10 protein-coding genes are annotated in these 11,927 nt (G+C 67.3%); 6 read left to right on the top strand and 4 right to left on the bottom strand.

Annotated elements, in window-relative coordinates:
- The first annotated feature begins 25 nt into the window (after window positions 1-25).
- The 4 genes from VAE53_RS09360 to otsB all read left to right on the top strand — a co-directional run bounded on the left by VAE53_RS09360 (window position 26) and on the right by otsB (window position 6,149).
- Window positions 26-2,734, top strand: coding sequence for a valine--tRNA ligase (locus VAE53_RS09360; RefSeq protein WP_322819112.1), 2,709 nt, complete (start codon window positions 26-28; stop codon window positions 2,732-2,734).
- 199 nt (window positions 2,735-2,933) lie between these two features.
- A complete protein-coding gene (locus VAE53_RS09355) occupies window positions 2,934-3,812 on the top strand; it encodes a hypothetical protein (RefSeq protein WP_322819111.1) in 879 nt (292 codons plus the stop codon).
- An 85-nt stretch (window positions 3,813-3,897) separates the two neighbouring features.
- A complete protein-coding gene (locus VAE53_RS09350) occupies window positions 3,898-5,367 on the top strand; it encodes a trehalose-6-phosphate synthase (protein ID WP_322819110.1) in 1,470 nt (489 codons plus the stop codon).
- Window positions 5,361-6,149 (top strand): trehalose-phosphatase, encoded by a 789-nt coding sequence (gene otsB / locus VAE53_RS09345; RefSeq protein WP_322819109.1) that lies wholly within the window; start codon window positions 5,361-5,363, stop codon window positions 6,147-6,149. The genes VAE53_RS09350 and otsB overlap by 7 nt, the downstream gene beginning before the upstream one ends.
- An 81-nt stretch (window positions 6,150-6,230) precedes the next feature.
- On the opposite strand, the gene VAE53_RS09340 is transcribed toward otsB, so the two are convergent.
- On the bottom strand, window positions 6,231-7,250 hold the full coding sequence (locus VAE53_RS09340; RefSeq protein ID WP_322819108.1) for an LLM class flavin-dependent oxidoreductase: 1,020 nt from the start codon (window positions 7,248-7,250) through the stop codon (window positions 6,231-6,233).
- Window positions 7,251-7,371: 121 nt separating this feature from the next.
- On the opposite strand from VAE53_RS09340, the gene VAE53_RS09335 reads away from it, so the two are divergent.
- Entirely contained in the window at window positions 7,372-8,091 is a 720-nt protein-coding gene (locus tag VAE53_RS09335) for an RsmE family RNA methyltransferase (protein WP_322819107.1), read from the top strand.
- A 32-nt stretch (window positions 8,092-8,123) separates the two neighbouring features.
- A complete protein-coding gene (locus VAE53_RS09330; protein ID WP_322819106.1) occupies window positions 8,124-8,504 on the top strand; it encodes a hypothetical protein in 381 nt (126 codons plus the stop codon).
- Between the two features lie 24 nt (window positions 8,505-8,528).
- Here VAE53_RS09330 and VAE53_RS09325 read toward each other — a convergent pair whose 3' ends face one another.
- The 3 genes from VAE53_RS09325 to VAE53_RS09315 all read right to left on the bottom strand — a co-directional run.
- Complete coding sequence (locus VAE53_RS09325; RefSeq protein ID WP_322819105.1) at window positions 8,529-9,422, bottom strand: ABC transporter permease; 894 nt, start codon at window positions 9,420-9,422, stop codon at window positions 8,529-8,531.
- Window positions 9,422-10,372: an ABC transporter permease gene (locus VAE53_RS09320; protein WP_322819104.1), complete on the bottom strand. Its 951-nt coding sequence runs from the start codon at window positions 10,370-10,372 to the stop codon at window positions 9,422-9,424. The genes VAE53_RS09325 and VAE53_RS09320 overlap by 1 nt, the downstream gene beginning before the upstream one ends.
- Before the next feature lie 9 nt (window positions 10,373-10,381).
- On the bottom strand, window positions 10,382-11,927 hold a 1,546-nt coding region (locus VAE53_RS09315; RefSeq protein WP_322819103.1), incomplete at its 5' end, for an ABC transporter substrate-binding protein.

Here is an 11,927-nt window from a genome sequence, read left to right as displayed (position 1 = left end):
ATATTTCGTTGCCAGGGTTGCTCCGATGACGACATCGACGCCGGGTCCCGTGTTGCCACCTGCCTACGAGCCGGCGAGCGTAGAAGAGCGGATCTATCGGATGTGGGAGGAGGCGGGCTATTTCCGGCCGCGCATCGACCCGGGCCGCGAGCCGTATTGCATCATCATGCCGCCGCCGAACGTGACGGGCGAGCTCCATCTGGGCCACGGGCTGGAGGACGCGATCACGGATGCGCTGGTGCGCTGGCACCGGATGCAGGGGGACCCGACGCTCTGGTTGCCGGGCGAGGACCATGCGGGCATCGCGACGCAGAACGTGATCGAGAAGGAGCTGGCGAAGGAGGGGCTGACCCGGCACGACCTCGGCCGGGAGCGGTTCATCGAGCGGACGTGGGAGTGGGTGCGCAAGTACCGGGGGCGCATCCAGGACCAGCACCGGAAGCTGGGGGCGAGCGCCGACTGGACGCGGGATGTGTTCACGCTGGACCCGCAGATCGTGAAGGCGGTGCGGACGACGTTCGTGAACCTCTACCGGGATGGGCTGATCTATCGCGGGCTGCGGATGATCAATTGGTGTCCGCGCTGCGAGACGGCGCTGAGCGACCTGGAGGTGGATTACCTCGAGGTGCCCTCGAAGCTGTGGTATATCCGGTATCCGGTGGTGGGCGAGGGCGGGATGCCGCTGCCGGATTATGTGGTGGTCGCGACCACGAGGCCGGAGACGATGGTGGGCGATACGGGGGTGGCGGTGAACCCGGCGGATGAACGGTACGAGGAGAAGGTGGGGCGGATGCTGCTGCTGCCGATCGTGGGGCGGGAGATTCCGGTGGTTGCCGACGAGGCGGTGAGGATGGAGTTCGGGACGGGCGCGGTGAAGGTGACGCCAGGGCACGACCCGAACGACTGGGAGATTGGGCAGCGGCATGACTTGCCGGTTGTGGTGGCGATCGATTTGCAGGGGCGCATGAACGAGGAGGCGGGGCCCTACGCCGGGATGACGGTGGAGGAGGCGCGCGAGGCGATCGTGCGCGATTTGGAGGACGAGGGGTTTCTCGACCACGTGGAGGAGTACCACCACAGCGTGGGGCACTGCAGCCGCTGCAAGACGCCGGTGCAGCCGTTGCCGAGCGAGCAGTGGTGGGTGGCGGTGAACAAGGAGTACGAGCCGGGGCATTCGCTGGCGGGAGACGCGATCGCGGCGGTGAAGGAGGGGCGGATCCGGATCGTGCCGCAGCGCTTCGAGCGGGTGTACCTGAACTGGATGGAGAATATCCGCGACTGGTGTATCAGCCGCCAGCTTTGGTGGGGGCACCAGATCCCGGTGTGGTATTGCGAGAACGGGCACACGATCTGCCAGGTGGAGGACCCGGCGGCTTGCCCGGAATGCGGGGGGAGGTTGCGGCAGGACGAGGATGTGCTGGATACGTGGTTCAGCTCGGGGCTGGCGCCGCATGCCGATCTCGGCTGGCCGGACGACACCGAGGACCTGCGGTACTTCTACCCGACAACCGATATGCAGATGGGCTACGACATCATGTTCTTCTGGTGCGCCCGGATGATCATGTTCGGTTGTTACAACATGCGGCATCTGGGGCCGGAGAAATCGGTGCCGTTCCGGAATGTGCTGTTCCACGGGCTGATTCGCGACCAGCACGGCGAGAAGATGACGAAGTCGCGCGGGAACGTTGTCGACCCGCTGGTGGCTGCGAAGACGTACGGGGCGGATGCGTTTCGCTTCGCGATCGTGACGGGGGCGACGCTGGGGCAGGACCAACGCTACAGCGACGACCGGATGGCGGCGGCGCGGAACTTCGCGAACAAGCTCTGGAACTCGGCGCGGTTCGTGTTGATGCGGGTGGGCGACCGGCGGCTGAAGCGGCCGCACCCGCTGGACCGAGAGGCGTACGCGCTGGAGGACCGCTGGATTCTTTCGCGCCTGGAACGGCTGGAACGGGAGGTGGATTCGCTCCTGCGGGCGTATCAGTTGGGCGAGTGTGCGCGGCAGATCGAGGACTTTCTGTGGGGCGAGTTCTGCGACTGGTATATCGAGATGGTGAAGCCGCGTCTGCAGGCTGGGGATGAGCGGCCGCTGAAGGTGCTGGTGCATGTGCTGGACCATGGGTTGCGGCTGCTCCACCCGTTCATGCCGTTCGTGACGGAGGAGCTTTGGCAGGCGCTGCGGGAGCACGTGGACGATGAGATGGCGCCGCAGCTGATCGTGGCTTGGTATCCGAAGAGCGGCGGGAATTGGTCGGACGATGGTGCCGAGGCGGCGATGGCGCATGTGATCGAGGTGAACCGGACGATTCGCAATATTCGCGCCGAGAAGCGGCTGGAGGCGGGGGCGCGCCCGAAGGTGGTGGCTCGGGCGGGAAGCTACGCCGAGGCGCTGCGAGCGACGGCGGAGGCGACGAACTTCACGTCGCGGGTGGAGCTGACGGTCATCGGCGAGAGCGAGCCGCTGCCGCCCGGGGAGTGGGGGTTCGGGCGGGTGGCGGATACGGAGGTGGCGGTGGCGCTGCCAGCGGTGGACGTGGCGGCGGAGCGCGCTCGCCTGGAGAAGGAGCTCGCGGAGGCCCGCGCTCACCGGGAGCGCCTGGAGCGCCAGCTCGCGAACCCGACCTTTCGGGCGAAGGCGCCGGAGCACGTGGTGAGGGGGATGGAGGCGACGCTGGCGGAGACGCGCGAGCGTGTGGAGGGCCTGGAGGCGCGCCTAGCTGCGCTCGGGGGGTAGGCGCGCGGTTCGGGAGGCTGGCACGTGGTGCCTGGCGGGGTGGTGAACGGCGTGCCCGGCTGCCTTGGGCTGTGGCGAGTGTGGCGGCCCGCTCCGGGCGCGCAGCGGCGAGGCGTGGGCCAGGCGGTTGGGGCGCATGGTGTGCGGGGTTGACGCCCGTCTGTGGTGGGGCGGTATGGTGCGCGCGGAGGGAAGGCCAATGCCGGACTGGGTCGACGATAGCTACGTCGGGAAGTACCTGGGGCGCCACGAGTACGTGGCGGACGCGGAGATGGTGGCGCAGTACATGGCGGCCACGGGGGACGCGAATCCGTGGTACACGGGCCCGTCGCCGCTGGGCGAAGCGGTGGTGCCGGCGCTGTTGTTGCACAGCGAGCAGTACGCGTTCCGGCTGCGGGACTGGTACTTGCCGAATTTGTACGGGAATCTCCACATCAAGCAGGAGTGGGATCTGTTCCGGGCGGTGCCTCTCGGGACGCGGCTGTGGACGCACGGGATGATCGTGGACCGGTACATTCGGAAGGACCGGGATGTGGTGGTGCTGGAGTTCTGTGTCTTCGACGATGCGGACGTGATGGTGTCGCGCGGGCGATGCCACCAGTCGTTCTTGCGCGAAGGGGAGGGCGCTGGTGAGGTGGTGGGGCGGGATCGGGGTGCCCGCAAGGGGATGCGAGCGGAGGCGCCGGCGGGCGAGCCGCTGGAGGTGTTGGAGCCGGTGCGACGGGTGGCGAGCCTCGACCTCTGTATGGCCTTCAGCGGGCCGAGGAGGAACTACCACAACGACCGGGAGGAGGCGCGGAAGCTGGGTTTCCCGGATGTGGTGGTGCAGGGGACGCTGAGCACGGTGTTCGTTTCGGAGATGCTGACGAACCGGTTCGGGCTGGGGTGGCTCGCCGGGGGTCGGATGTCGCTGAACCTGGTGAACGTGCTGTGGGGTGGCGAGGCGGTGACGGCTCGGGGCGTGGTGCGAGCGATCACGCTGGAGGGCCGGAGGCGGCGGGCGCACCTGGACGTGTGGACCGAGAAGGACGATGGGACGAAGACGATCGTGGGGAGCGCGAGCGCGCTCATGGCGTAGGGTGGCCTTTCGAACGCGTTTCGATGCGGAGGTTTCGGAGGCGATCGGCTTGATCGAGGCCGCGGCGGTAGTGCCTACTGAAAGGATGACGGCTCGTGCACAGCTGATCCTGGCGAATCGCGCGTTTCTGGATCACGAGGCGCCGCGCTGGGCGGATTCGCCTTCGTCGGCCTCGAGCGGGGGCCTGCTGGCGGCGGTGCGGCCGGTTATCGCGCCGTGGGACGGCCGTTCGGGGACGACGTGGATCGGTGTGGGGATGGGGCGGTACGACCGGGAGTGGGTGGACGAGCGCGGTTTCGAGATTCTGGATACGCCGCGGGGGCCGCTGCGGCACCGGCGGTTGTTTTTCGGCTCGGCGATTTGGCAGGGGCACTATGGGGAGGTGGCGAACAGCTTTACGTGGCCGCTTTTCCATCTCGTTCGGGTGGATTTGCCGCGGGCGACGCCGTACTATCCGGCGCCTGTGCTGCCGACGGAGTCGGGCTGGCATTCGTTCGTGGTGGTGAACCGGGCGTTTGCCGAGGCGGCGTGCGAGGAGGGGGGCGCACCGAGCTGCTGGGTGCACGATTATCAGCTGGCGCTGGTTCCGGGGATGCTACGGGCGCGGGGCTTTGGCGGGCCGATCGGGTTCTTCCTCCATATCCCGTTTCCGTCGCTGGCGGTGGCGGCGCCGTACCTGGAGGGGGGCTCGCGGGAGCGGCTGCGTGCGATCGTGGAGGGGATGCTGGGGGCGGATTTGGTCGGGCTTCAGACGACGGACGATGTGGCGCGCTTCGTGGAGGCGGCGGGCGAGCTGTGTGATGCTCGGCCGACGGCCGGTGGGCTCTCGGTGGGGGGGCGGCTGGTGCGCGTAGGGGCCTATCCGGTGGGGATCGATCCGGAGGAGGTGTTGGCGGCGGCGAAGCGGGCGAAGCCGGTGACCCGGGTGGGGATGGCGCGTGAACTCGGGCTACCGGTGGTGGTCGGGCTGGAACGGGGCGATTTCACGAAGGGCATTCCGGAGCGGCTGCGGGCGATCGCGGAGGCTTACCGGCGAGGGGTTCGGTTCGCGTATGTGGGGATCGCGTCGCCGACGCGCGAGGGGGTGGAGGCGTACGGGGCGCTGGAGGTGGCGATCGAGCGGGAGGCGGCCCGCGCGCGGGAGGCCGCCTACTGGGTGGGGTGTCCGTTCACGCAGGTTCGGGCGAGTATCGGCTGGGACGATGTGGTTTCGCTGCAACGAGACGCGGATGTGGTGTTCACGTCGTCGCTAGCGGATGGGATGAATCTCGTGCCGCTGCAGGCGGCGGTGGCGCAGTCGCTCCGACCTGCTGGTGAGCGGGCTGTGGTGTTGGCGGGTGTGGATGCTGGCGTTGCGAAGGTGTACGGGGGCGATGGCAGCCGGGGTTTGCGGGCCGTGGACCCGCTCGACCAGGAGTCGCTGGTGGCGGCGCTGGTGGAGGGGCTGGCCGGCCAGCCGGCTCGGATCAGCGACGCGTTCATCGCGGAGGTTCATGCGCACGATGCCCGGTCGTGGGGCGAGCGGTTTTTGGCCGACCTGGAGGAGTCATGTTGACGATCGAGACTATCGAACGGATCAAGGCGTTGGCGGCGGCGCGGGGGCCGCTCTTGGTGGCCTCGGACCTCGACGGGACGCTAGCGCCGATCGTGGCGAACAGTGCGGAGGCGCGGGTGCCACCGGGGACGTTGGCGGTGTTGGACCGGCTGGCGCAGCGGGCGAAGGTGGCGGTGATCACGGGGCGAGATCTGAATACGGCGCGGCGGATGGTGCCGGTGGAGGGGGTGGACGTGGTGGGGAGCCACGGGCTGGAGGCGAGCTTCGATGATCCGCTGATTCCGGGGGTGAACCGCGCAGCGCTATCGTCGGCGCTGGAGCAGGTGGAGCAGCAGGTGATCACGGCGGTGCCGAGCTCGTTTCTGCATATCGAGCGGAAGGCGGTCTCGACGGCGTTCCACTATCGCCGGGCGCCGGACTTGGAGCAGTCGCTGCGGGCGGCGCTGGCGACGCTCCCTCCGGGGCTGCGCCTGCGGGAGGGGCGGATGGTGTTGGAGGTGCTGCCGGATGCGAATGCCGGAAAGGGGGTGGCGTTGGGCGCGCTGATCGCGCGATATCGGGCGAAATCGGCGCTCGTGATGGGTGACGATCTGACGGACGTGGCGATGTTCGAGGCGGCGTTGAAGGCGGCGCAGCGAGATGGACTCCACCTGTTGTTGGTCGGGGTTTCGGGTGGGCGAGAGACGCCGCCACGGATTCTGGAGCTGGCGGATGTGGTCGTGGATGCTCCGGGGGAGGCGCTCGAGGTGCTGGAGACGCTAGCTCGCGCGCTCGGGGTATGAGCTGGGGGTGTGCGGTCGCGGGAACGGAGGGGGAGGGCCGGTGCCCTCCCCTTTTTTGCGGGGCGAAGTTCGGGCCGGGATTCAGGCGACCAGGGTGCCGAGGATGCGTTCGACTTCGCTGAGGCTGCCCTGGGGCATGGTGATGACGGGGAGGTCGACGCCGAGTTGGCGGCGCTCTTCGATCCCGGCGGCGACGGTTTCGATGTCGCCGTAGATGGCGGTTTCGTCGAGCATGCGGTCGCCCATGGCGGCCATGATCTCCGGGGTGGTGCCGAAGGGTGCGGGCTTGCTGGTTTCGGCGGCTTTGCGCATGGCGGCGACTTCTTCGGCGAAGCCGTTGCGGGCGAGCATTTCGTGGTAGAAGTCGCCCATGTTGGTGACGTACCAGGAGATGGGGCCGGCGGCCTGGACTTTGGCTTTTTCGATGTCGGGGTTGATGACGACGGTGAGCTGGGCGACCGTTTCGACGGCGTCGGCGGGGCGGCCAGCGGCGACGGCGGCTCGGCTGATGAACGCTTTGGCTTCTTGGTATTTGGATTTGGGCCAGTAGATGGGCATCCAGCCATCGGCGCAGGTGGCGAGCGATTCCATGCTTTTGGGGGAGATGGAGGCGACGTAGATGGGGATGTGTTTGCGGGGTGGTTCGAAGAGGAGCTTGAATCCGCGCTGGAGTTTGAAGATCTCGCCGTCGTAAAAGACTTTTTCGCCGCTGATGATCAGGTTGATGATCTCGACGTACTCTTTGGTGCGGCGAATTGGCTTGGAGAATTGTTCGCCGTGCCAGTGCTCGATGACGCGGGAGCCGGAGGTGCCGAGGCCGATGACGACGCGCCCTTCAGAGAGCTCGTCGAGGGTTGCGAAGGTCATGGCGAGGACGGCGGGCGAGCGGCCGTAGACGGGGGCGATGCCGGTGCCGAGTTTGATTTTGGTGGTGGCGAGGGCTATCTGGGTGAGGAGGGAGAATTGGTCGCGTCCCCAGGTTTCGGCGGTGAAGACGGCTTCGACGCCGACTTCTTCGGCGACCTTGATTTTTTCGATGGTTTGGCGGTTTTGTTCGGGGCTGCCGGTGAATCCGACTCCGACGGCCAGGCGCCTGGGCATGGGAACCTCGTGGGGTTGGCGTATCCGTTGCAATGAAGGACCGACGGCCAGTATGGCAAACGGGGGTAGGGGCGGCAACGGAGGCGGGCGCGAGGTGCGGGTGGCGCGGTAGGCTACTGGGGTGGGACATGTGCCGCGTCTGTTTTTGCGCGAGCGACCGGGGCCGGGGCCGGTGTGGTTGGATGGCGAGGCGGCGAGCCGGCTGGCGACGGTGTTGCGGGTGCGGCCGGGCGAGGAGGTGCGGTTGTTCGGGGGCGATGGTCGGGAGTGGCAGGGGGTGGTGCGGGAGGTGGCGCGCGGACGGGTGATGGTGGAGGTGGTGGCGATGGTGCGGCAGGAGCCGTTGCCGGAATTGGTGCTGGAGGCGTGGCTGCCGCTCATCCGGGCGCAGCGGTTCGAGTGGGCGGTGGAGAAGTGCACGGAGGCCGGAGCGGATATCATCCGGCCGGTGGCGATGGTGTTCGGCCAGCGCGGCGATGCGCCTTCGGGGGCGAGGGTGGAGCGGTGGGGGCGGATTGCGGTGGAGGCGAGCGAGCAGTGCGGGCGGCTGTATCTGCCGGTGATCGAGCCGGCGCAGGGGTTGGAGCGGCTGTTGGGGGGCTTCCGGGGGTCGGTGGTGGTGCTGGATCGGGCGGGGATGGCGGCGACGGAGGCGGTGCGGTTGCTGCCGGGGCGGGGCCGGGTGGCGGTGGTGTGCGGGCCGGAGGGGGGATTCGCGCCCGGGGAGGTGGCGGCGTTACGGGCGGCGGGGGCGCTCTTCGTGCAGGCGGGGCCACATGTGCTGCGGGCGGAGACGGCGGCGGTGGCGGGGGTGGTGTTGGTGCGCGCGTTGGTGGGGTGAGGGCGGGGCGGCGGCGGTGGTATGCTGGGGGTATGCGGCGGGGTGCGCTGGGGATCGGCGCGACGGGGCTGGCGTTCGGCGCGGCGTTCGCGCTGCATGTGGTGGCGGGTGCGCTGGGGTGGGCGTGGCTGTTCGGGGTGGCGGTGGTGGCGATCTATGTGCTGGCTGCGGGGTTTCCGGTGTTCGCGCTCTGGGCGGGGGGGATGCGGTACCGGGAGGGTCGGGAGGCACGGCTGACGTACACGCTGGGGACGGTGATCGGGATGGTGCTGACGTTGGGGGCGTTGTGGGCATCGAACGATCGCTCGTTCGGGCCGTGGACGTTCATTTTGGCGCCGATTCTGGTTTCGGTGGTGAGTGCGTTGTTGTTGACGTTGCGCGCCTGGCGGGAGGGTGAATTCGCTCGGGTGTAGGGGGTGGGCGTCGCTGGCGGGGTGTCAGTGACGAAGGCGCGGATCCCAGATGTCGCGGAGGGAATCGCCCAGGAGGTTGGCGCCGAGGACGACGAGGCTGATAGCGATGCCGGGGAAGACGACGACGTGCCAGTAGCCGGTGCGGGCGATGGAGAGGTTTTGGCCGCTCATGTCGCGACCCCATGAGACGACGTCGGGGCCGAGGCCGAGGAAGGAGAGGGCGGATTCGGCGAGGATGGCGGCGCCGAGGGCTCCGCTCATGATGACGATGACGAGCGGGAGGACGTTGGGGAGGACGTGACGGGTGAAGATGCGCCATTCGCTGCAGCCGATGGCGCGGGCGGCTTCGATGTAGGGTTGGCGGGCTTCGATGATGGTGGCGGAGCGGAGGACGCGGTTGCCGCCGAAGAGGGCGCCGATGGCGATGGCGGCGATGATGGCTTCGACGCCGGGGCCGAGGGCTGCGCGGAGCATGAAGTAGAGGACGAGCGAGGGGAAGGCGGCGAAGGCTTCGCCTGAGCGCTGGATGAGGTAATCGAGCCAGCGCCCGTAGTAGCCGCCGAGGATGCCGAGGAAGGAGCCGGTGGCGGCGCCGATGAAGATGGCGGCGGAGGAGATGATGAGGGAGACGCGGGCGCCGGCGATGACGCGGCTGAACATGTCTTGGCCGTTCTGGTTGAGGCCGAAGGGGTGTTGCCAGGAGGGGCCTTGGAGCGGGCGGCCGACGCTGAGCGCTTCTGGGTCGTAGGGGGCGAGGGCTGGTCCGAAGAGGCCGGTGGCGACGAAGAGGACGAGGACGATGAAGCCGAAGACGCCGGCGGGGTGCTGTTTGGCGGTGCGGCCGAGGCGGCGGAGGGGTCCGGGGCGCTGGTAGGCGGGGGCGAGGTCGAGGGGTGCGGCGGCGGTTGCGGCGGCCATCAGGTGTACTTCACGCGGGGGTCGATGAGGGCGTAGGAGATGTCGACGAGGAGGTTCATGACCATGACGACGAAGGCGGTGTAGAGGACGAGGGTTTGGATGACGGGGAAGTCGCCGGTGACGGAGGAGACGAGGAAGAATTGGCCGAGGCCGTTGATGGAGAAGACTTGTTCGAGGATGAGGGATCCGAAGAAGAGTGCGGTGATCTGGCTGCCGATGAGGGTGACGATGGGGATGAGGGCGTTGCGGAGCCCGTGTTGGAGGACGACGGCGCGGCCGTGCAGGCCTTTTGCGCGGGCGGTGCGCATGTAATCTTGGCGGAATACTTCGAGGAGGGTGCTGCGGGTGAGGCGCATCATGGCGGCGGCTCCGCCGACGCCGAGGAGGATGGTGGGTGGGAGGTAGAGGCGGAGGTTTTCGAGAGGGTCGCGGGTGAGGGGGATGTGGCCGCCGACGGGGGGCGAGTAGTTCCACCAGATGGAGGGGAGGACGATGAGGAGGACGAGGAGGAAGAAGTCGGGGATGGACTGTCCGAAGACGGCGAGGAAGCGGAGGGCGTAGTCGACGGTGGTGTTCTGTTTGACGGCGGTGATGACGCCGAAGGTGACGCCGAAGAGGGTGGAGAAGAGGACGGAGAGGACGAGGATTTCGAGGTTGACGGGGAGGCGACGGACGATTTCTTCCCAGACGGGTTGGCGGGAGCGGAAGGTGACGCCGAGGTCGCCGCGGGCGACTTCGCCGAGCCAGAGGAAGAATTGCTGGACGGCGGGCTTATCGAGGCCGAGTTCGCGGCGGATCTGCTGTTCTTGTTCGAGGGTGGTGTTCTGGTTGACGTAGAGGGTGACGGGGTCGATGGCCCAGGGCATGCGGAGGGTGAAGAAGGCGAGGACGGAGACGATCGCCATGATGAGCGGCACGTAGACGAGCCGCCGGAGGATGTATTGGCGCATGCCGCTTCCCTATTTGTCGATCCAGACCTTGCCGTTGAAGAGCCCGTAGCTGCCGCGGCCGACGACGCGGCCTTTGACGTAGTTCCAGGTGGCGCTGTTGGTGATGGCGATGAAGGTGGGGATGAAGGGTGCGCCGAGCTGCCAGGCTTTGCGCTGGATTTCTTGGATGGCGGCTTTGCGTTTGGCGTCGTCGAGGATGGTTTTTTGTTCGAGGACGAGCTTGTCCATTTCGTCGTTTTTGTAGCCGGCCCAGTTGGGGCGGCCGCCGATCTGTTTGGCGTAGCCGCCGATGTAGGAGCTGGGGTCGTCGTAGGAGAGGGAGGCGTAGACCATGAAGCCGTCGTATTGGGAGCCGTAGAGTGATTGTTGGAGCCAGCGGCCGAGGTCTTCGCCGACGAGTTTGATTTTGAGGCCGAGGTTTTTTTCGAGTTGGGAGCGGACGATCTGGGCGAATTGCTGGTTGCGGTCGCCGGGGGTGATGTATTTGAGTTCGTATTCTTTGGTGGTATCGAAGGCGGTTGCGCCGAGGAGTTTTTTGGCTTCGGCGGGGTCGTGTTTGCCCCAGGTGGCCATGAGGTCGGTTTCGGGGAGGGCTTCGCCGAAGGCGGGCGGGACGGGGCCGCTGATTTTGCCTTCGCCGAAGTTCATGAGGTTGATGAGTTCTTTGCGGTCGATGGCCATGGAGATGGCTTGGATGACGCGTGGGTCGGCCCATTGGCCATCGCCGCGGGGGAGGAGGGTCCAGACGGAGCGGGAGTCTTCGGAGTCGATGACGATGCGGTCGCGGAGGCGGCTGACGAGGTCTTCGCGCTCGAGTTTGTTGTTGAGGCCGACGGTGTGGATTTCTTCGGCGGAGAAGGCGGCGAGGGCTGCGGCTTGTTCTTGGATGAGGCGGTATTCCTGGGCAGCGAGGTAGGGTTCGCCGGGGATGCGCCATTTTTCGAAGCGCTTGAGTTTGAAGTTGGCGCCGTTTTCGTGGCTGACGAACTGGAAGCGGCCGGAGCCGATGAGGTCTTTGTCCATGAAGGAGGGGTCTTTGGCGATCTCTTCGGGGAGGATGGAGGAGCCGATGGGGCTGCCGCCGTTGGTAGAGGAGAACGTCCAGGCGTCGACTTGTTTGAGGGTGAAGTTGATGGTGGAGTCGTCGACGGCGACGACGGTATCGAGGACTTGGGTCCACCAGGAGGAGTTGGAGATGCGGGTTTGCTGGCGGGCGGCCATGTAGGAGGCGGCGACGTCTTGGGCTTTGACGCGGCGGCCGTTGATGGGGGGTTTGTCGTGGAAGTAGGCTTCGCCGATTTTGACGGTGAAGTGGAGGGGGTCGGGCTGTTCGATGCTGGTGGCGAGGAAGTTTTCGCGGATTCCGGTATCGAGGGGGGTGTACCAGAGGTGGTCGAAGATGGTGAAGCCCCAGAGGAGGCCGCTATCGAGGCCGCCGTAGGGGTTGATGGTGGCGAAGATGGCGCCCTGGCGGAGTTTGTAGGTGCCGTCTTTTTTGATGACTTCGCCGGGGGTGGTGGGGGTGGGGGCAGTCGGGGTGCCGGGGCGGACGCCG

This window comes from Tepidiforma sp. (assembly GCF_034432735.1).
Taxonomy (GTDB): Bacteria; Chloroflexota; Dehalococcoidia; order Tepidiformales; family Tepidiformaceae; genus Tepidiforma.
The sequence above is the reverse complement of the archived record's forward strand: the minus strand, read 5'-3'. Positions and strand labels throughout refer to the sequence as shown.

Bases quoted from the DNA above. Each gene is read 5' to 3' on its own strand.
- VAE53_RS09360 (WP_322819112.1), top strand. From the start codon at position 26: ATGACGACATCGACGCCGGGTCCCGTGTTGCCACCTGCCTACGAGCCG.
- VAE53_RS09355 (WP_322819111.1), top strand. From the start codon at position 2,934: ATGCCGGACTGGGTCGACGATAGCTACGTCGGGAAGTACCTGGGGCGC.
- VAE53_RS09350 (WP_322819110.1), top strand. From the start codon at position 3,898: ATGACGGCTCGTGCACAGCTGATCCTGGCGAATCGCGCGTTTCTGGAT.
- otsB (WP_322819109.1), top strand. From the start codon at position 5,361: ATGTTGACGATCGAGACTATCGAACGGATCAAGGCGTTGGCGGCGGCG.
- VAE53_RS09340 (WP_322819108.1), bottom strand. From the start codon at position 7,250: ATGCCCAGGCGCCTGGCCGTCGGAGTCGGATTCACCGGCAGCCCCGAA.
- VAE53_RS09330 (WP_322819106.1), top strand. From the start codon at position 8,124: ATGCGGCGGGGTGCGCTGGGGATCGGCGCGACGGGGCTGGCGTTCGGC.
- VAE53_RS09325 (WP_322819105.1), bottom strand. From the start codon at position 9,422: ATGGCCGCCGCAACCGCCGCCGCACCCCTCGACCTCGCCCCCGCCTAC.
- VAE53_RS09320 (WP_322819104.1), bottom strand. From the start codon at position 10,372: ATGCGCCAATACATCCTCCGGCGGCTCGTCTACGTGCCGCTCATCATG.